Raw genomic sequence first — 17,737 nt, 5'->3', positions numbered from 1 at the left:
GAGCGACTGGCGTTGTCTGTTGTATCTGCACTGGCTTATCTGCTCCGCGTATCTGCTGCGTGGATCTGTTCGATGTACCGTCACGCACTACCTTGGGGCGGCTTGGGCGACGCACACCGCCGATTACCGGATCCCTGTTCGGCCCAAGGTTTGCTACCTATTGAATCGATGTCCTTAGCTACCATTTTTCGCAACAAAACGAACGAAACCGTGACCACTTCAACTAGCTTCCGTATTCAAACCGTCCACGGCGTCTCCTATCCGATCGTTGGTGCAGCGATGATGCAGCCGAGTGAAAAAATTGAGTCGCCGACGTCCGACTCGGATTCTGAATTGAGTTCCCAAGCCGATTCTGGTACGTCGTTTCCGTCCAGTACAAAATGATACTTTGTGGCTCTTCTCATCGGGGGGCCACGCTCACGCCCCTGCCCCGGTGCAGCCCGGCTCTCCGATTTTCCCCAATAGCGCGTTCCATCGACTCATAGCGCTGAGAGGTTGACGATGACGCTTCGAAGTCTGGTGGCTGACGATGTTCGCCACAATCGATCACTCGCGATTCACTGGCTCCAGGAATTGGGGCATGAAACGCTAGAAGCGATCGATGGCGAAGACGCATGGCGCATCGCCCAAGACACTCAGCTTGATCTGATCATCACGGATATCGAGATGCCTCGTCAAAGTGGGTTGGAACTGATCCAACACCTGCGAGAGCATCAAGAGAAGGAATATTCTTGCGTTCCGGTCGTCGTGATGAGCAGCTTGCAAGATGCGTTACTTGAAAAAACAGCGATCCAATTCGGTGCCACCGTGGTCGTTCATAAGCCGTTAGACAAAACGGAGTTCAATGATGCGGTGAAGAAAGCGCTTGAGACCGATGCAAGTGAGATGTGGGCGAGGCGAGACGCCATGGCCGCTCATCCCGATGACGCACTTGCCGGTCCGATCTCGCCCACGCTTCGGCGGATTATCGATCGCTCGCGTGGACGCTCATAAGTTGTCGTGACAATCAGCGACATCGTAATGCGAAGCCGCCGGTAGACGTTGGCATGGAAGATGCAACCTCGACGCTCTTGCTTCAACTCTACACTTCTTCCAGTTCACGGTTGCGAAGTTGAGGCCAACCTAGCCTCACGGTTTAACACTGAGTGTTTGGTTTGCCCCAGTCGTGAACGACATCAACAAGGTCAATCATGAATGCTCCCTTGAACCACGTCGAATGTCCAAGCTGCGGCAAAGAGGTCGACGACCGAGCTCCCGCGTGTCCCAAGTGCGGCGAAAAGATCTATCTGAACACGCCCGGCGACATTACCCCAACCAGGCATCCGCCGATGGACTCCCAACCCGACAATCCCCGCGAAAAGGCTCAACGAAACGATGGCTAAGTATGACGAAGGCTCCAAAGTCAAATGGAAATGGGGCAACGGTTATGGGCACGGCGAAGTGCAATCATCTTTCACTAAAAAGGTAACTCGCAAGATAGATGGTTCAGAAGTATCGCGAGATGGTTCCGAAGATAACCCGGCTTACTACGTCAACGTCGAAGACGGCAACAACGTATTGAAGCTGGAAAGCGAACTCGAGAGCGACTCATGAGATCGAACTTGATGCTGAGATTCGATCTGCAAGCGTTCAGCCAATCGCTCGACGTCACCCAACGTCAAGTGAAATTGAATCGATGACCTGTCCTGCGTCTTTATCCGCGGACGAGGTCGATGGAGTATTCGAGATCCTATCGCGAGAGATGCCAGGTCGTGGTCCGGGAGCGATGGGACCGAAAGCCCAACCGAATCCATTCCGATCGTGTATCTCTTGCATGCTTTCGGCGCAGTCCCGCGATGCTAATACAGCTGCCGCGACAAAGGCATTGTTCAAGCTCGCTCGCACCCCACGAACGATGTTAAAATTGACCGACGAGCAGATCGCATTAGCAATCAAACCGTGCGGTCTTTACAACATGAAGACAAAAAACATTCGCCGCTTTTGTCGTTCTTTGTTAGATGATTTTGCCGGCGTGGTCCCTGACAATCGCGAGCAATTGATGCAGCTACCCGGTATTGGTCGCAAGTGCGCCGACATCGTGCTGCAGTTCGCATTTGGGATTAACACGATCGCTGTCGACACGCATGTATTCCGCGTTTGTAACCGCACGGGTATCGCCCGAGGTTCCAATGCAGAAAAAACCGCTGAAGCCTTGGAAGCGATCGCTCCAGCATGGGCTTTCGCCGAAGGGCACTTTTGGTTGATTCGGTTCGGAAAACGCATTTGTCTATCTCGATCGCCCAAGTGCGAAATTTGCCCAATACAGAAGTACTGTTTGAAGTGGGCGGCAGACACGGCGTTACAAAACAACTAGTCTCAACCTTGTCCGGTCCCAACCTAATCTTTTCGTGTTACCGACCGAGCCTGCGTCACGACGATTTCATAGGATGCAATCTTCGCTTTGCGAAAAAGCAGTTGGCTGATGTGCTTCTTGCAGAGAAACGGAAGATGACGCAACACTTCAAAGTCATTACGCGGAGCGGATCATGTCGGTAGAGGATGTTAAGCGAGTCTTGGTTTGCGGTGCGACCGGATATGTCGGTGGCCGATTGGTTCCCAAACTGCTTGCCGAAGGACTGCAAGTACGGTGCCTTGTTCGATCGCCTGAAAAGCTGCATGCCCATCCTTGGGTAGACGACGACAAATTGGAAGTGATCGAGGGCAACCTGGACGATACAGACATTGTTCACCGTGCGGCCTCGGACGTGGATGCAGCGTACTACTTGGTGCACTCGATGATCAGTGCCGGTGAGGACTATGCTAAGCGAGACCGCGAGCTTGCGGAATCCTTTTTGACTGGTCTCAGCGGTACCAGTTGCCGGCGGATCATCTACTTGGGCGGTCTTGGCGAACTGGGACCGGACTTGAGTCATCATCTACACAGCCGCCGCGAGGTCGCTGAGATCCTGTCCAATAGTGAGTTTGAGACTACGGTCTTCCGCGCCGCGATGATCATCGGTTCGGGCTCGGCTTCGTTCGAAATCCTGCGTTATCTGGTCGAACGGTTACCGATCATGATCACACCGAAGTGGGTCAAAACCGAAACTCAACCGATCGCCATTCGCGATGTACTTCGCTATCTCGTCGAATGCTTGCAAGTACCTGAAACAGCCGACCGGGTGATTGATATTGGTGGCACCGATATCTTCACCTATCAAGACCTGATGCAGGTGATGGCGAACTCGCTGGAGATACCACGGCGGATCATCTTTCCCATCCCAGTGCTAACGCCCAAACTGAGTTCGGCATGGATCTCACTGGTTACCCCGGTAAATGCCAGTATCGCGAGACCGTTGGCCGAGGGTTTGCGCAACCGGACGGTTTGTCGAGACGATGCTGCAAAGCAATTGATGCCAGGTCCGTTGTTTGGAGTGGAAGAAGCCATCGACGCGGCACTCGGAAAGCTTCGGACTGGCGATATTGAAACTCGATGGTCGACGGCCGGAGCGATGCCAGGCGACCCCGAATGGTCTGGCGGAAAGGTTTTCATCGAAGAAAGATCGCGGGAAGTGAACGCTTCGGCTGACAAAACGTTTTCAGCACTGAGCAAGATCGGTGGCCGATACGGCTATTGGGGCGCCGACTGGTTGTGGTGGCTACGTGGGCTGATGGACAAAGCCATTGGCGGTCCTGGATTGCGACGCGGGCGCCGACATCCTCAAGAACTCAGCTACGGTGAAGCGGTTGACTTTTGGCGTGTGAATGGATTCAAAGAGGGATCCTGGTTGCGACTGATAGCGGAAATGAAACTTCCCGGCGATGCGGAACTCGAATTCAGAGTCGAACCCATCGATAACGCACATTGTCGAGTAACGCAAACAGCTCGCTTCCGACCATCGGGATTACTGGGACTCGCCTACTGGTACTCCGTTTACCCGCTGCATTTCTTCGTCTTTCCAAGAATGATTAACGGAATTGTGCGTGACGCCGAAACCGCACCGAAGTGATCGTTGTGGCTCACTTGCGAGATTGACGCGGAAATTAGCGAAAGCTAACACGCGATGCCAGCCTACATTTCCTCGTCCACAACTCGGGTGATCACGCCTAGACATTTCCGGAACCAAGTATCGGCCTTAGGCCCTTCGATGCAGACCTTTTCAAGCTCGGTGAACCAATCGGCCAGCTCGGCGATCTTCGATTTGCTAAAAATCCCGACGACCAATTCGTAGTTCAAAAAGAAGCTGCGCATGTCAAAATTGGCCGATCCGCTATACGCCACTTCCTCGTCGACCAACAACAATTTTGCATGCACCATTTTGTCTGGAAAACGCAGCAACGTTGCACCAAGCTCATTCAAATCAGTCACATAGTCATGCCTCGCTAAATCCGCAGGCGTCATGTCGGAGTCGTCGGGATAGATAATCCGTACATCAACACCTCGCCGAACTGCCATGGCCAACGAACGGACGGCCATAGGCGGCGGGATGAAGTAAGGCGTGATGATCCAAACTCGCTTTCGAGCACGGTTAATCGCGGTCAACCAAAGGTCGTCAAGAACTTCTTCCGGACCGTCCGGGCCAACCGGAATGATCTGTAACGTCGTTTGATCTTCGTCCCCATCATCGATCTTCAATACTGTTTTCGAGGAACGCGAAATGTTGTCGCCAGTGGTGAAGTTCCAATCGGACACAAACACCGCTTCAGCTTGGCGGGCTGCGATCCCGTCCAATCGCATTCCAAAGTCCACCCAAGTCTGATCGTCGGGCTGCAGCGTCATCTCATACTCAACAAAATTGGCGCCGCCCAGAAACGCCCGATCACCATCCGCAATCGCAATTTTGCGATGGTTTCGAAAATTCAAATACGCAAACCGCGAAAACTGGCTCAGCGGTTTAAATCGCGTCGTGTGACCACCGGCTTCGTCCACGCGGTTCAGCAATTCATTCGTAAAAAGAAACGAACCGAACCCGTCCACCATCAACCGAATCTCAACTCCCTCTTTCGCCTTATCACACAGCGTATCAATCATCCGGCGTCCAACATGGTCGTCGATCAAGATGAACGAATGAATGAATAATCGCTCTTGAGCTGACTCGATCACGTCGAACAACGATTCATACATTGTTTCGGGCGTCACCAACATCTGCATCCGATTGTTCTTACTCGCACGAGGCAGCCCCCGAATTGATGCGATGCGCGAAAGCGAACTCTTCGACGCGTCTTCCGACTCGTCAGGCTCCGGCAACACAACGGTCTCGCGATTGGCGTGTTCAGCGGAAACCTTCTTTCCGCCAAAGATCAAGAACAGCAGCAAACCGATCGGCGGCGTTACCAGGAGTAAGACCAGCCAGCCAAGTTTTCCGATGTTGTGCTTTGACCGCCGTTCCATCGCCGTCAACGCAATCATCGTACAGATCGCGCCGACCAGCATCGAAGCATAAATAAAGAAATACGTCATCGTTCCTCGCGTGTTGGCAAACCGGAATCGGTCCATCATTGCCTAAAAAAGTACTCCCGCGAATACCGGGACCGCCAGACTCCCACCCTCAAACGAAACCTCCTCGATTCAACTGACGCCAGACCGTGCATGGCTTATGAATCGACTCGCCTAGATACGAACATACCGGTCTATTCCTCGTCACCGAAAGTTCGGTTTCCACTGGTCTCTCGCCAAACATCTTGGTCGGTCGACCAACAATGCAAGCCTTGCATTTGACGCGGAACGAACCGAACTAACTGTTAAGTCGAGCCAGGTCCCATCCTAGTCGAGTTCGGCGCACCGTTTGCGAAACTTTTAGCTACCTCTCGCCCGTGCGACGTTCGCACCGAGAGCGATTTCTCAAACGAAAGGCAAAACGATGAACACGAAACTCAAACGACTTGCTATCGCTGTAGCTCCCACACTTGCTCTGGTTTTGACACCAGTCGTACGCGCTGATCAAGGCGTCACCGGATCGCGATACGAAGACGATGCTTGGTATGACGTATCCGAGTGGTTCGACGGCAATGACTATAACCCTACCGATGAAGCTTTGGGTCGATGGGACGACGAGCGATTCGACTACCGCGACAAACAAACCAGCAGCGACAATGACAACGACATTGAAACGGTCGATGCAGAAGAGTTCTACGGTGAAGATTGGGACGACGGATATGGCGTCTTCACCGATGATGACCGCGACGGACGCTACGAGACCTACTCTCGTTATCACGACACCGATGGCGACTATCTAAACGATAGCTACGCGACATACCAGGACGACGACGGTGACGGGATGTACGAAAGCTACAAGTTCAGCGAACTGGGTGGCAAATCCGAACACGCCGTTCACAGCAGCAATGTTGCTCAATCGACCAGCCAAGGACTCAGCGGCAAGGCACAAACCATTTCGGGTGAGATTACCGAAGCGAAGCACGTCCGGCGTCTTGGCGGTTTAGCTCTGATGTTCAACGTGGATGCCGACAACGGCAAGTCCATGTGGGTTGATATGGGCACGAACGCGTCACCACAGCTTTTTAAGGGAGACACGCTTAAGGCAACCGGTCCTGTCACAAAGGCGGGTAACAAGCAAGTTTTGGTTGCCACCACTCTCGAGCGTGACGGTAAGGAAGTCCCTGTCACCCGAAACGGTAGAAGCTACAGTGGAACGATTAAGTCGACCACGACCGCGAAAGTACGCGGTGAAGAACGAACTGTCGCCAAGGTCGAAACCGAGGACGGCAAGACAATGACCGTCGACATGGGAACAGGTGATACAGCTTCTAAGTTCAAGGAAGGTGAAAAGGTCGACGTCACCGGTGTGCCCGTGAAGATTGGCAATCGCGTGATCTTGATCGCCGACACATCGAAGATGTAGGAACCAACATCTGAATCTGATTCGAAGTCGAACGCCCAGGATCTTCCCCAGGATCCTGGGCTTTTTCATGCCATCACTGCTTCCTGCCTGATTTTGCAGTTAGAGCATTTTGAGCTTTGACGCGCCGGATCCTGGTAGCTGGGTTCGCTAGAATTCAGTTTGTGGTTCGTAGGCCGGACCAAACGCAGCGACGTTCCGGCATTCACGCGATTGCCGGACGGGCGTCGCATAGCCTCCTTCATCCGGCCTACTTTGGGTCGTTACGTGATTGGTTTTTGTAGCTGGGTTCGACAGAATTCAGAGGACCGGAGTCTGGCGAAACCGCCTACATCCTTTTCTAAAACGCTCGAGCTACACCCAAATCTTTCGAACGGGCGGAAGCCCAGCGACTCCCGCACCAATTGCAGCGATCGGTCAACCTGTCGTTCTTGTTCCTATTCAGGACTCAAGAGATTAAGTTGGGCTCGTCGTCCAATTCAGTCTCATCGGCATGATCCTGGACCTTGTCATCCTTGTTGACCAGATTGCCTTCAGCGTTGCTTGAATCCGCCGCATCGGACTGGCTTACTGCATCGCGTTCAGGCTCCGGCTTCATTGCAGCATTTTTCTCGTCGACCGAAGTCGTCTCGTTCTTATCGATCATCGCAACAGGAACCCCATTCGGGAACACGACCTCACGAGCCTCATCCGGCATACTGATCTTAGCCTCGGTCAGCGCAGACTTTGCTTGACGCATCAGAGCACTTGATACCGAAGCCGCATCGAATCGTTCTGCATCCAGCCAAAAGCGAGTCACCAGATTTACCGTGGAAGCCCCAAGCGATTCCACCAATACCAACGGAGCCGGATCGTCTAGGACCGCTTCGTGACGAACCAACACTTCGTGAACAACTTCCTGAGCCTGAGTCACCGAATCGTCGTAGCCGATCCCCATCACGAATTCTTTGCGAACACGGGGCGAAGCGGAGTAGTTCGTAAGGATCGCTTTGTAGACCGTACTGTTCGGGATTTGGATATGGTTGCCGTCAACCGTCAAAAGCAATGTCCCTCGCGTTGTCACACGCCGCACAAACCCTTTCTGGCCTTCCAACTCGATCAGATCGCCAACGCTGAATGGTCGATTCAAACTGATCAGCACACTGGCAAGATAGTTTTCGGCGATGTCGCGAAACGCGAAACCTAACGCTAACCCAACCAGCCCGGTACCACCCAAAACCGTGACAGCGAGACGACTGAGTCCGGATACTTTCAGAGCGATGTAGATTCCGATTAACATCACCAACACTGCCGCGATGCTGCCAATCACCTGCTGCAGCAATTGGCTATCCATCCGTCTTGCGGTGACGCGTCGCGCCAGAGAGCCGGCCAACTTCGCCAAAAGATAGGACAAGAAAATCACGAACGCGCCTACGGCCATCAATGGCATCAACTGCACGAAGTCGCGTCCTAGTTGCTTCATTTGAACCAACGCCGGCTGGATGTCCCACACCGGTCTGGCTGCGACTTCGATTTGATTGACAACAGCGACCACATCCGATGTTCGCTGGGCAACGCGTTCAGCCCATTCGCGATGTTGCTTGGTATCCGTTGTTCCAGAAAGAAACACCACCCCTTCGTCGGTCCGGACGGTCGCATCCTCAAACCAGCCTGTGGCGTGGAAGATATTTTCCAGCCGTGTCGAGATATCCTCATCCACCGCCACCGGTTCAACCTCAACCTTGTCGGGTGTCTCGATCGCCTTGTCTTCTTCGACTTCTAATAGATTCGAATCGCCATTGGTGTCTTGTGCGTAAGACAGCGGCATATGGAAAGACGCGGCCAAAACGATCGCGACAAGGAACACAAGAGGGCGGTGAAAGAACATGTCGCGATTCAATAGCGGGCGAGTCAGGGTGGATGCCAGAAGACTCGACGAAACACGGCAAAGTCCGTTGAGTCCGAAAAGGGTCACACGCCGGTGTGATGGTCAATCCGATTGCGGCGTTGGCTAATCGCGACCAAAGCAACCGCGCCCAAGAAAGAACCGATCCATCCGGCGGACTGCAAGATCGAGCCGCCCACGACGAGATAACCAAAAAAACCGCCAACGAACGAACCAGCGATCCCCAGAAGCATGGTTTTGAACAGCCCCATGGGCTGTGGACCTGGATAAACCGCTCGAGCGATCGCACCAACCAGCAAACCAAAAAGCATCCAGCCTATAATCCAAAACATGATCTTCTCCCAGTGAGTTTCTGTGATTGTGATTTTGCCCGCTCGTTATTTGCATCGTATGATCAACGATGCGACGCTAACTGGTAGTCCCCCAATCCGTATCGAAGATTTGGATTGCGACTTGCCACACGGGAACGCAAACCAAGCAACGCAAACCCCGTTCCAATGACCTGAAACCGACTTGGCTGGGCGAACCGCCACCTAAAAGCTCGCCAATCGTTCACCGTGAGCGATCTTCTTTCAATCCTGCTCCTGGCCAACTGGGCCGTGATCAACCAATCGCCACGTAACGGCGTCAACCAACGGTTCAACTTCGCGACCTCGTTTCCACCGCCAGCCGTTTAGCGAGCTAGAGTCCCTACACAAGGTTCCTTGAAAACACCTTGTTCGGCCCACGTCGGGCGGTAGGCGACCGCAATGGCACGTTAGTTGCTTCCTCGCATGAGCTGAAACAGCCGCTATCGGACTATTCGCTTCCGTCAACGCAAACGCCCCAAACGCGGCAGCGGCTAAATCGACACGCCGAATCGACCCCACCCATTTGGAGACAACACATGTCGACGAAAAGATTGCAAGCGATCGAGTTTCTGGGAGGCCCCATTGATGGCCATGTCGCCGTGATTGGGGGCGAGACTAAGCCGTTCATGTTCGTCAAACCTGAATGCTCCCTGCTTCATAATTCGCACATCGCCCAGCTTGTTCGACTACTGTTGTTTCATGGGCATCCGCAACTTGATAGGATTGCGATCTACGAACTTGACCGCCGCAACGGGCGTGCGGTTTATGTCTATGTGCGTTCGACGCGCGGTGTCGAACCCGTCTGCGACGAAATTGCGGAAAGACTGCAAGTCGTCGTCGACTAGATCCAGTGATTGATGACACGAGGCGGCGGAGTTCCCATCTACCCGGCTACCTCAAACATCTCACTATCCAAGCATGTTTTCAGAAACCGATGGCAGCCGAAAGACAATCGGCGATGTGGACGTGCTTTATCATGATGGGCTGTACCATCTATTCCACTTGGTACTACCCAACCACGACTTCATCGCCCACGCCGTCAGTACCGATGCGTTGAATTGGCGTCGGGTGAACAACGCCCTCTTCATCGGCGACCCCGGCAACTGGGACGATCTGATGTTGTGGACGATGCATGTGAGCCCGGATCCGAATCAGGCTGGTCGCTGGCGGATGTTCTACACAGGCCTATCGCGTCGTGACCAAGGTAAATACCAACGCCTAGGGCTGGCTACCAGCGACGACCTTTACCGCTGGACGAAAGAACCCTCGCACTGGGAAGACCATCGCGGCCCGCATGATCCGGAACCAGTCAAACGAGCACTTGAGCGAAGCCGGCCCAAATCAGCAGACAGCCGCCACGCCCTTTTTGATCCGGATAGTTGTTTCCCTCTGGAACCAGATCCCAAACACTACGAGTCGTCGTTGGATGAAGGTCGCCACTGGGTCAGCTTTCGGGATCCATTCTTCTACCATGACGGCAACGACGGATGGTTGCTAGCGGCCGGACGAGTCAAAAACGGTCCCATCGTTCGGCGCGGTTGTGTGGCGTTGATGAAGGAGACATCGCCCGGACAATTCGAGGCCCTGCCCGCCCTGCATCACCCGCGATTGTACGACGACGTTGAGGTCCCCAATCTTATTCGCATCGACGACGATCATTACCTGATCGGCAGTATTCGAGAAGACGCGAAGATTCGCTACTGGCACACTCGCCAAATCGGCGATCGGTGGGAAAGCTACCACGACAACGTGCTGCTGGCCCAAGGCAACTACGCCGGGCGTGTCTGCCGCGACGACAAAGGATGGTTGCTGTGGAATTTCTTCTCGATGAACCTAGATGATCGAACCGTTGAAAATTTGATGCCGCCCCCCAAACGGCTTCTACGTACCGAATCCGGGCTATTGCGCGCCGTCACGTTTGAAGGAATCGACGCGTACCTTCGCGAGACGATTGACACCCGTTGCATTCATCGGCTAATCGAAGATGCCGAACCGCCGCGTGAAATTTGCCGAGTCGATCATGGCGATTTGGAACTCGCTTGCGAACGGGGATTCCAAGTGTTTGCGTTTGAAGATCGACTCGATCACTTCCGATTCCAAGCCACTTTGAACATGCAAGGGATCGGCAAGTGCGGGATCGTGTTCCGTTTGGATCCAGAAACTCGAGACGGCTATTATCTGTCGCTCGATCTTTTAAAGGGAGTGGCTCAGCTACGGGCGTGGGGAACTGGCCCCGACGGAAGCGGCGAACACATGATGCAGTTTGATTCATTGCAATCCGGATTCTGGTTCTCGGAAACACACGGTTGCGCCGAAGTACAGCTTATCGTGTTCGGCAGTTACATCGAATTGTCCATAGCGGGACGTGTCATCCTATCGCTCGCCGACAAGTGGTTCGATGCCGGCCAACTCGGCGTTTACCTTGAATCTGCGGAAATTCGAATCTCGGACATCAACCTGCAACGCCTCGGCTGCCCAAGCCAGACCGACAAGCATCTGGTTAGCGGCTGATCAAGTGGCGACGAGTTCTTCGGCGGGAAATCGTTTCACACTAACGGCGGAACGGCAGTTCCAAACGAGCACCTGATCACCGCGTGCATACGCCGAAGCGTGGCACGCGGGTTGCTCGCAATAGTGTTTGCTGAATCATCCTCACGCAAAGCTATTGTGTTGGTCCGCTCATGAACCCCGTCGACCTTCAAAGTTTGATCACCGTCGCAACCGCCGCCGGACTCGGTGCCGTGCTGGGACTCGAACGCGAACTCCGAGGGAAGCCTGCTGGCATTCGCACGCATATGTTCGTTTGCGCGGGTTCCGCCTTGATGATGATTTTAGGTCAGGAGATCATCGATCAATTTCAGAAACAAGAAGAATCCGGCGTCCTTAGTTCCGACCCCATTCGTGTATTGCAAGCAATCGTGGTTGGGATCAGTTTCCTGGGTGCTGGAACGATCGTTCACGATAACCGCAAGGGCGTGGAAGGTTTGACGACAGCCGCCACCATCTATCTGACCGCAGGAATCGGAGTGGCGACTAGCGTGGATCGTGTGTTCTTAGCGACCATCGTGACCGTATTTGCAGCGAGCGTTCTGGTCGTGATCGGGTTTATGGAAAGGCGGATTCAACGCTGGCATGAGCAACACGATCCGAAAACGCCCGAATAGGTTCCTTTGAAGTTGGATTCGTTTGAATCGGCACAGACGTTGCGGGGCTAGCCTTCGTGGCTTTCGATAGCCACGGATTCCTTCACGCGAATAGCTACGCTCGCGGAGAAGCCCACGTTCAATCAATCTATCTGCAAAGGAGAAACGATGAGTGCTCATCAATCTTGTATCGAAGCCTGCCAACGTTGTGCTATCGCGTGCGAAGAGTGTCTGAACGCGATGATGGACATGAAAAGCGACAACGACTGCCCACACTGTTGCCGCGAATGCATCGACATCTGTTTGCTATGTGCCCAAGCGTCGGCTCGCGACAGCAAATTCGCATCGCAAATCTGTGGGCTGTGCGCCGAAATCTGCGAGTGGTGTGCTGAACAGTGTGGTCAGCACGACCATGATCACTGTCAAGCATGCGCGAAGGCCTGCCGCGAGTGCATCGCTGAATGCTCCGCAATGGCTGCGTAATTCTTCAGAGCGTGGGAAACCAAACACGACCAATATTCAAGCGACGGGCGGAATCAATCCAGACGCCGTCCATCGCTTGGCCGTGCCGAGATTCAACTAGCGATTTAGAATCCCACCACGCCGTTCTTGCTGCATGGCATTATGCTCCGCAACGAACCTAAGTAAGCAATCGTTACTTATTTCCCACTATACGCGAATCACGCCAATCACTCGCAATCTTCGAGCTCTTCCGCTAGCAGCCGCGATCGCTTTTCGAAATACAGTAGCACCAGCCAAGAGGCTGCCGCCCATGCGGTTCCAAAGATCCAGCCCGCAACGACGTCCGTTGGCCAATGGACTCCTAGGTAAACGCGACTAACTCCAACGGCGATCGTCAGTATGATCGCGACGACCAGGAAATAAGCACGGGTTGTCCGTGTTGCCTGTACCCTGGCGACCAAGGCCCCTAGCGTCAAAAACACTATCGCCGACATCGATGAGTGACCGCTGGGAAAGCTTTGCGTGTAGATTCGCGTCTCATGTGGCACCAAGTCTGGACGCGGGCGATCGAATCCTGACTTCATCGCCGTACTGAGCAAGACACCGCTGACAATCGCAGCTACGACGAACAGAGCAAGCCAATTCTGCTGTGTCAGCTTCAGATAACCGACCGTCACCGCCGTGAAAATCATCAGCACGACGACGCTTCCCATCGCTGTAACGTCGCGGGCCATCTCTTCAATCCAGCTAGGTCCGATTGGGTCCGACGAATCGGCTGGATTGCGAAGCGATAGCAATAGCTGCTTATCGAGCCCCATGCTATCGCCTTCGATTACTTCACTGGCAAGCTCGACAAACCCCCACAAACTAGCAAAAACAATCCCGACCAAAACGAGTGTGATTACCTCGTGTTGTATGATCCAGCGATAAACTTTTGCGAGCGGTCTGATTTCGATCATCGATTGTTTGTCTTTCGTGCTAGTTCACTGCCGCGGTTCGACAGTCTATCTGTGTTTATGAACATGGACTCTGTAGCCAAGCACTGCTGTCGTCGACGCAGTTCGGAAGGTTTTAAACCAACTTGATAGACGACCGTGCAACGCGAAATCGTTTTGCCCTATCCTCTGTCCGCGGACGCCCTCGGCACATGTTGTGCTATTGACCTTGCTAATCCCAGACCGTTCGTCGCTGGTATCATTACCGAAGGCAATTTCCGCCACATTCTTTGGCTCCAGCGCATTCCCCGCTCGCTCGTCTCTACAATCAGGTTCTTATGACTGACATCTATATCGCGATCGCCATTATGACATTGGTGAGTTTGGGGGCTGGAATCATCGCGGCCGCCTTCGCCTATTCACCCAAAGGGCAACGCGTGATGCTCCTGCTCGCGTGCAGCGTGTTGGCAGCCGTGTATTTTCAGTTTTATGGATCCGGTCAACTTTTGTGGGCCAAGTTCATTCCAAGCTCCGCCTGCATCATCTACACGAACTTTGCCGCCATCTTTGCGGCCCTGGCGGCGGGATGGTCGTGGCGGATTCCCAACACGCCAGTGTGGCGACGTGTCATCATGGTGGTGCTGTTATCGCTGATGTCTATCGCCGCGATCACGTGGCCACTTCTTTCGATCGCAGTCCGCCCCGCTCCTACGGGCGGCGATACCTGGGCCGACGGTGTGGCGATGCAAACCTCATGGGCGACTTGCAGTCCCGCAGCGGCCGCAACTCTTTTGAACGCTGAAGGGATCCAAACGGACGAGTCCGAACTGGTTCCGCTCTGCCTGACCGATTCGAGCGGAACACCGACGTTGGGCTTGTACCGCGGTGTCAAGCTGATCGCTCAGCAAAATGGAATGACAGTCAATGTTCTGGATGAATCGCTTGACCAGTTACTGGACGCCGACGATTGGCCAGTCCTGTTAGCCGTCGAACTCCCATACGGCGTTGACGACCAACGGTACGCCCAGCAATGGGGATGGATTCCGGGTATGGGGCACTCCGTTGTTGCGCTCGGCCGTACCGGTAACGGAGGGATTATCATTGGCGATCCTTCAGTGGGTCTGGAAAGCTGGACCGAGGCGGACATGAAAATCCTATGGCACGGCAACGGCATTCGGCTGACTAGGTAAAGAAGGTGCTCGGCTTGCCGGTCGGAGCGTATCCCGCAAACACGGGATGGCTTTGACCAGCCAAAAGGACGACAATGATCCCGTTAAAGCCGCTCTGCGGAAAACTCCCTACCTGAAGAGTCCGCCTCCCCGCAGTGCAAACCCGGCGAACCGGCCCCGAAAATGGATTGCGTCCGCCCTCGACGTGCGAATTAGCGAGTCCCTGGCTGGTGGAACGACCGTATTTCTCCGACACACCGAATGCCTTTCGCAGGACGCTTTTTCGCCGCCAGGTCTACGGGCTCTAAGGGCGGACACGAGTTTTCATACCCTTGCGACAATGGAACACCACGATGATGCAACGAACAATTCATTGGTCGCTGACCAGCGTCCTTCTCGCAATCTTCGGTATTGTCCTAGCTACACACTCGGCTACCGCCAGTGCTGAGATCGTGATGGACAGCGAAGGCTACGCTAGCCTCGTCGCCGCGGCCAAGATGAAACAACTCGACAAGGATCGGGACGGAAGCATCAAGGAAGCTGAAGCCGGCCGCGAGTGGGCCCGGCTCAAAAGGCTGGACTCGGATCGCGACAACTCGATCTCATCAACAGAACTTGCCAAACAAAAGATTTCTTATCTTGACGAAGGTGGAGAACGAAAACTCAACATTCGTTACAAACAAACGCCACAGCGTGATCTGTTCGTCGACTTGTACTATCCGACGGGCGACAAAGTCGAAAACTGTCCTGTGATTTTCTATACCCACGGCGGCGGCTGGGCTGCGGGGAGCAAACAGGGCGCAGCCAATGCATCATTCGCACAAGTCTTCAAAAAGCTTCTATCCCAAGGCTTTGCAGTCGCCTCAGTCAACTATCGTCTTTGGAAGAAAGATGGACAGACTGCGATGCGGGATTGCGTCATCGATTGCAAGGACGCGATGCGTTTCCTGTCCAAACACAGTGATGAACTGAACGTCAATCCCGATCGATTCTATGTGATGGGCGATTCAGCGGGTGGCCAAATCGCTCAAATGTTGCTGCTATCGTCCCCGGTAAGCCTGCCCGGCGATCCGCTTCTAGCCGACAGCCATTACAAGATGGTCGCCGGTGTTTCTTGGTACGGTCCATGTGACTTTGAACAGACCGATCTATTCAACCACGATGACCGCGAGAACTTTCGCGATCGCTTTGGGCCTCGAATTTTGATGCCCAACACCCCAGCGAGTGAGAAGCTGAAACTCTATCGTGAAATGAGCCCGGTGAACTACCTGCGTCCCGAAAGCCCACCCTTGCTGATGATTCAAGGGGACCAAGACACAACGATCCCAGTCAAACATGCGTATCGCATGCAAAAGCAAGCCGAAGAGCTTAATGCACCGGTTGAAATCTTGATCGTCAAGAACGCGGGTCACAATTGGCGACGCGTCGATGCCGACATCTCTCCGTCCCGCGGAGAGATTGTTCAACGTACGGTGCAGTTCTTCTTGGACCACAAATAGGCTCCAGCCTCACCTTCCCCGCGATCAACATCTCCAACTGCTAAATACTTATGACACGGTTCGTCAATCTTTCTATGTCGACGATAATGCTTGTCTGGCTTGTCTTGAGTCAGTGGCAATCGCTGGTCGCGACCGAATTGAAGGATACCCAAGGCCGCCTCATCCAGGCTGAACTTATCGAGCTGAATGCGGGTGATTTAACGGTCCAGCGGGAAGATGGTAAACGCTACACATTCCCGGTGGCTCAGCTTTCGGATGCGTCACGGGAGTTGGTAGAGCAACACTTTTCCAATAGAAACGCCAATACCGAGGTGGCGTTTGCTACCGACCGTATGCCGGAGTTCAGTTGGGACACACTCCCGTTGTACATGCATATTCGAAAGGTCGACGCTTTCACCGATCAGGAACTGCAATTCCTGGCTGGTTTTCCTTTGATCACCCTCGAAAAAACAACCGGCTCTCGCGAGTACGGTTCCACTGACTCTGGAACCATCCGTGCGGCTCAAGCGATCAAGCAAATCAACCCCAACGCCAAAGTACTTTTTTATCGCAATGTGATTGTGCACTACGGCACGTACAGCTTCGATAAAGAACTCGCCGAAATCCCCGGTAGTTTTCTGCAAGATAAACGCGGCAACGAAAACTTGATCCGTGGCAAAAGCAAAGCATACGACACCTCCGATGCCGAGTTACGCCGATGGTGGATTGATAACGCAGCCAAGGTTTGCGAAAGCCCATACGTGGACGGGCTTTTCCTGGACGGCAATATCAAGTCACTGACGTCGTTTCTAGAGCGACAACTACCGCCTGGCAAAAAACAACGAACGATCGATGGTTATCACGAGATGATGATCGCGACTCGCGAAGCACTAGGGCCGGACAAGCTGATGCTTGCGAACATCATTCGCGCGAGATTCAATGAGAGCGGATTGGAGTTCATGAAGTACTTCGATGGCTCGTACCTGGAATGCTTCACGACACCCGCGGGAACCCGTCTAAGCAAGGCAGACTATTTGGTGAAAGGCATTGCCGCCACTCAACAGGCGGCACGCAGCGGGAAGATCATTGCGATGACCATGGGCATTGGTGAAACCGGTGTATCCGGCGGTGTCGACGAGTTGCACGCGAGAATCGACGATCCCTCCGCGATATCTCAAGACGAGCTGCAATTCAAGCTGGCCCTGTTTCTAATCTGTGCAGAAAAGTACAGCTACTTGTTCCTGAACGACGGTTACTGTGTCGACACCCGTGGAACCAACAATGTATGCCAAAGCGGGCTCTGGTTGAAATCGCTTCCTGAATACGAAAAGCCATTGGGTGCACCGAAGGGGCCGGCCACGAAGCAAGGTTATCGCTATACCCGCGAATTCGAACACGCATCCGTTCGGCTTGAAGTCGAAGACAGCACGGGCGAAGTCATCTGGCACTGAGTGCCACAAGGTGACATGTGTTCTCTAGAAC

General features: G+C 53.8%; 18 protein-coding genes. 14 read left to right on the top strand and 4 right to left on the bottom strand.

Annotated features, from left to right (window positions below; all coding sequences use genetic code 11):
• The first annotated feature begins 12 nt into the window (after window positions 1–12).
• From ACR3ZL_RS14300 to ACR3ZL_RS14275, 6 genes are all read left to right on the top strand, one after another.
• Window positions 13–384, top strand: coding sequence for a hypothetical protein (locus ACR3ZL_RS14300; RefSeq protein WP_473652447.1), 372 nt, complete (start codon window positions 13–15; stop codon window positions 382–384).
• 117 nt (window positions 385–501) lie between these two features.
• On the top strand, window positions 502–993 hold the full coding sequence (locus ACR3ZL_RS14295; protein ID WP_473652448.1) for a response regulator: 492 nt from the start codon (window positions 502–504) through the stop codon (window positions 991–993).
• 197 nt (window positions 994–1,190) lie between these two features.
• Complete coding sequence (locus tag ACR3ZL_RS14290; protein ID WP_473652449.1) at window positions 1,191–1,382, top strand: zinc ribbon domain-containing protein; 192 nt, start codon at window positions 1,191–1,193, stop codon at window positions 1,380–1,382.
• Window positions 1,375–1,593 carry a hypervirulence associated TUDOR domain-containing protein gene (locus tag ACR3ZL_RS14285; RefSeq protein WP_473652450.1) on the top strand — a complete coding sequence of 73 codons (219 nt, stop codon included), beginning with the start codon at window positions 1,375–1,377 and terminating at the stop codon, window positions 1,591–1,593. The genes ACR3ZL_RS14290 and ACR3ZL_RS14285 overlap by 8 nt, the downstream gene beginning before the upstream one ends.
• A gap of 82 nt (window positions 1,594–1,675) precedes the next feature.
• Complete coding sequence (locus ACR3ZL_RS14280) at window positions 1,676–2,353, top strand: endonuclease III domain-containing protein (RefSeq protein WP_473652451.1); 678 nt, start codon at window positions 1,676–1,678, stop codon at window positions 2,351–2,353.
• A gap of 172 nt (window positions 2,354–2,525) precedes the next feature.
• A complete protein-coding gene (locus ACR3ZL_RS14275; protein WP_473652452.1) occupies window positions 2,526–3,986 on the top strand; it encodes an SDR family oxidoreductase in 1,461 nt (486 codons plus the stop codon).
• Window positions 3,987–4,048: 62 nt separating this feature from the next.
• On the opposite strand, the gene ACR3ZL_RS14270 is transcribed toward ACR3ZL_RS14275, so the two are convergent.
• The gene (locus ACR3ZL_RS14270) at window positions 4,049–5,476 is read right to left on the bottom strand and encodes a phospholipase D-like domain-containing protein (protein ID WP_473652453.1); all 1,428 of its coding nucleotides are present in this window, start codon (window positions 5,474–5,476) and stop codon (window positions 4,049–4,051) included.
• 361 nt (window positions 5,477–5,837) lie between these two features.
• On the opposite strand from ACR3ZL_RS14270, the gene ACR3ZL_RS14265 reads away from it, so the two are divergent.
• Complete coding sequence (locus ACR3ZL_RS14265; protein WP_473652454.1) at window positions 5,838–6,836, top strand: hypothetical protein; 999 nt, start codon at window positions 5,838–5,840, stop codon at window positions 6,834–6,836.
• Between the two features lie 445 nt (window positions 6,837–7,281).
• On the opposite strand, the gene ACR3ZL_RS14260 is transcribed toward ACR3ZL_RS14265, so the two are convergent.
• A complete protein-coding gene (locus ACR3ZL_RS14260; protein ID WP_473652455.1) occupies window positions 7,282–8,700 on the bottom strand; it encodes a mechanosensitive ion channel domain-containing protein in 1,419 nt (472 codons plus the stop codon).
• An 83-nt stretch (window positions 8,701–8,783) separates the two neighbouring features.
• The gene (locus ACR3ZL_RS14255; protein ID WP_473652456.1) at window positions 8,784–9,050 is read right to left on the bottom strand and encodes a GlsB/YeaQ/YmgE family stress response membrane protein; all 267 of its coding nucleotides are present in this window, start codon (window positions 9,048–9,050) and stop codon (window positions 8,784–8,786) included.
• A 554-nt stretch (window positions 9,051–9,604) separates the two neighbouring features.
• Between ACR3ZL_RS14255 and ACR3ZL_RS14250 the strand changes: the two genes are divergently transcribed.
• The 4 genes from ACR3ZL_RS14250 to ACR3ZL_RS14235 all read left to right on the top strand — a co-directional run bounded on the left by ACR3ZL_RS14250 (window position 9,605) and on the right by ACR3ZL_RS14235 (window position 12,694).
• Window positions 9,605–9,913: a hypothetical protein gene (locus tag ACR3ZL_RS14250; protein WP_473652457.1), complete on the top strand. Its 309-nt coding sequence runs from the start codon at window positions 9,605–9,607 to the stop codon at window positions 9,911–9,913.
• 73 nt (window positions 9,914–9,986) lie between these two features.
• Window positions 9,987–11,579, top strand: a complete 1,593-nt coding sequence (locus ACR3ZL_RS14245) for a glycoside hydrolase family protein (RefSeq protein ID WP_486172714.1) — start codon at window positions 9,987–9,989, stop codon at window positions 11,577–11,579.
• Between the two features lie 170 nt (window positions 11,580–11,749).
• Window positions 11,750–12,232 carry an MgtC/SapB family protein gene (locus ACR3ZL_RS14240; RefSeq protein WP_473652459.1) on the top strand — a complete coding sequence of 161 codons (483 nt, stop codon included), beginning with the start codon at window positions 11,750–11,752 and terminating at the stop codon, window positions 12,230–12,232.
• 147 nt (window positions 12,233–12,379) lie between these two features.
• Window positions 12,380–12,694 (top strand): four-helix bundle copper-binding protein, encoded by a 315-nt coding sequence (locus ACR3ZL_RS14235; protein WP_473652460.1) that lies wholly within the window; start codon window positions 12,380–12,382, stop codon window positions 12,692–12,694.
• Between the two features lie 206 nt (window positions 12,695–12,900).
• Here ACR3ZL_RS14235 and ACR3ZL_RS14230 read toward each other — a convergent pair whose 3' ends face one another.
• Window positions 12,901–13,632, bottom strand: coding sequence for a phosphatase PAP2 family protein (locus ACR3ZL_RS14230; RefSeq protein WP_473652461.1), 732 nt, complete (start codon window positions 13,630–13,632; stop codon window positions 12,901–12,903).
• A 314-nt stretch (window positions 13,633–13,946) separates the two neighbouring features.
• On the opposite strand from ACR3ZL_RS14230, the gene ACR3ZL_RS14225 reads away from it, so the two are divergent.
• From ACR3ZL_RS14225 to ACR3ZL_RS14215, 3 genes are all read left to right on the top strand, one after another.
• On the top strand, window positions 13,947–14,798 hold the full coding sequence (locus ACR3ZL_RS14225; protein WP_473652462.1) for a C39 family peptidase: 852 nt from the start codon (window positions 13,947–13,949) through the stop codon (window positions 14,796–14,798).
• A gap of 332 nt (window positions 14,799–15,130) precedes the next feature.
• Entirely contained in the window at window positions 15,131–16,276 is a 1,146-nt protein-coding gene (locus tag ACR3ZL_RS14220) for a prolyl oligopeptidase family serine peptidase (protein WP_473652463.1), read from the top strand.
• Window positions 16,277–16,326: 50 nt separating this feature from the next.
• Window positions 16,327–17,706, top strand: coding sequence for a putative glycoside hydrolase (locus tag ACR3ZL_RS14215; RefSeq protein WP_486172713.1), 1,380 nt, complete (start codon window positions 16,327–16,329; stop codon window positions 17,704–17,706).
• Window positions 17,707–17,737 lie beyond the last annotated feature (31 nt).

This window comes from Rhodopirellula sp. J20-39, from assembly GCF_057365095.1.
Note: the sequence above shows the minus strand (reverse complement) of the source record. Positions and strands in the feature narration are given on the sequence as shown.

What these genes read in the sequence shown, in the direction of transcription:
- ACR3ZL_RS14295 (WP_473652448.1), top strand. Translation starts at nt 502, where the DNA reads ATGACGCTTCGAAGTCTGGTGGCTGACGATGTTCGCCACAATCGATCA.
- ACR3ZL_RS14290 (WP_473652449.1), top strand. Translation starts at nt 1,191, where the DNA reads ATGAATGCTCCCTTGAACCACGTCGAATGTCCAAGCTGCGGCAAAGAG.
- ACR3ZL_RS14285 (WP_473652450.1), top strand. Translation starts at nt 1,375, where the DNA reads ATGGCTAAGTATGACGAAGGCTCCAAAGTCAAATGGAAATGGGGCAAC.
- ACR3ZL_RS14280 (WP_473652451.1), top strand. Translation starts at nt 1,676, where the DNA reads ATGACCTGTCCTGCGTCTTTATCCGCGGACGAGGTCGATGGAGTATTC.
- ACR3ZL_RS14275 (WP_473652452.1), top strand. Translation starts at nt 2,526, where the DNA reads ATGTCGGTAGAGGATGTTAAGCGAGTCTTGGTTTGCGGTGCGACCGGA.
- ACR3ZL_RS14270 (WP_473652453.1), bottom strand. Translation starts at nt 5,476, where the DNA reads ATGATGGACCGATTCCGGTTTGCCAACACGCGAGGAACGATGACGTAT.
- ACR3ZL_RS14265 (WP_473652454.1), top strand. Translation starts at nt 5,838, where the DNA reads ATGAACACGAAACTCAAACGACTTGCTATCGCTGTAGCTCCCACACTT.
- ACR3ZL_RS14260 (WP_473652455.1), bottom strand. Translation starts at nt 8,700, where the DNA reads ATGTTCTTTCACCGCCCTCTTGTGTTCCTTGTCGCGATCGTTTTGGCC.
- ACR3ZL_RS14255 (WP_473652456.1), bottom strand. Translation starts at nt 9,050, where the DNA reads ATGTTTTGGATTATAGGCTGGATGCTTTTTGGTTTGCTGGTTGGTGCG.
- ACR3ZL_RS14250 (WP_473652457.1), top strand. Translation starts at nt 9,605, where the DNA reads ATGTCGACGAAAAGATTGCAAGCGATCGAGTTTCTGGGAGGCCCCATT.
- ACR3ZL_RS14245 (WP_486172714.1), top strand. Translation starts at nt 9,987, where the DNA reads ATGTTTTCAGAAACCGATGGCAGCCGAAAGACAATCGGCGATGTGGAC.
- ACR3ZL_RS14240 (WP_473652459.1), top strand. Translation starts at nt 11,750, where the DNA reads ATGAACCCCGTCGACCTTCAAAGTTTGATCACCGTCGCAACCGCCGCC.
- ACR3ZL_RS14235 (WP_473652460.1), top strand. Translation starts at nt 12,380, where the DNA reads ATGAGTGCTCATCAATCTTGTATCGAAGCCTGCCAACGTTGTGCTATC.
- ACR3ZL_RS14230 (WP_473652461.1), bottom strand. Translation starts at nt 13,632, where the DNA reads ATGATCGAAATCAGACCGCTCGCAAAAGTTTATCGCTGGATCATACAA.
- ACR3ZL_RS14225 (WP_473652462.1), top strand. Translation starts at nt 13,947, where the DNA reads ATGACTGACATCTATATCGCGATCGCCATTATGACATTGGTGAGTTTG.
- ACR3ZL_RS14220 (WP_473652463.1), top strand. Translation starts at nt 15,131, where the DNA reads ATGATGCAACGAACAATTCATTGGTCGCTGACCAGCGTCCTTCTCGCA.
- ACR3ZL_RS14215 (WP_486172713.1), top strand. Translation starts at nt 16,327, where the DNA reads ATGACACGGTTCGTCAATCTTTCTATGTCGACGATAATGCTTGTCTGG.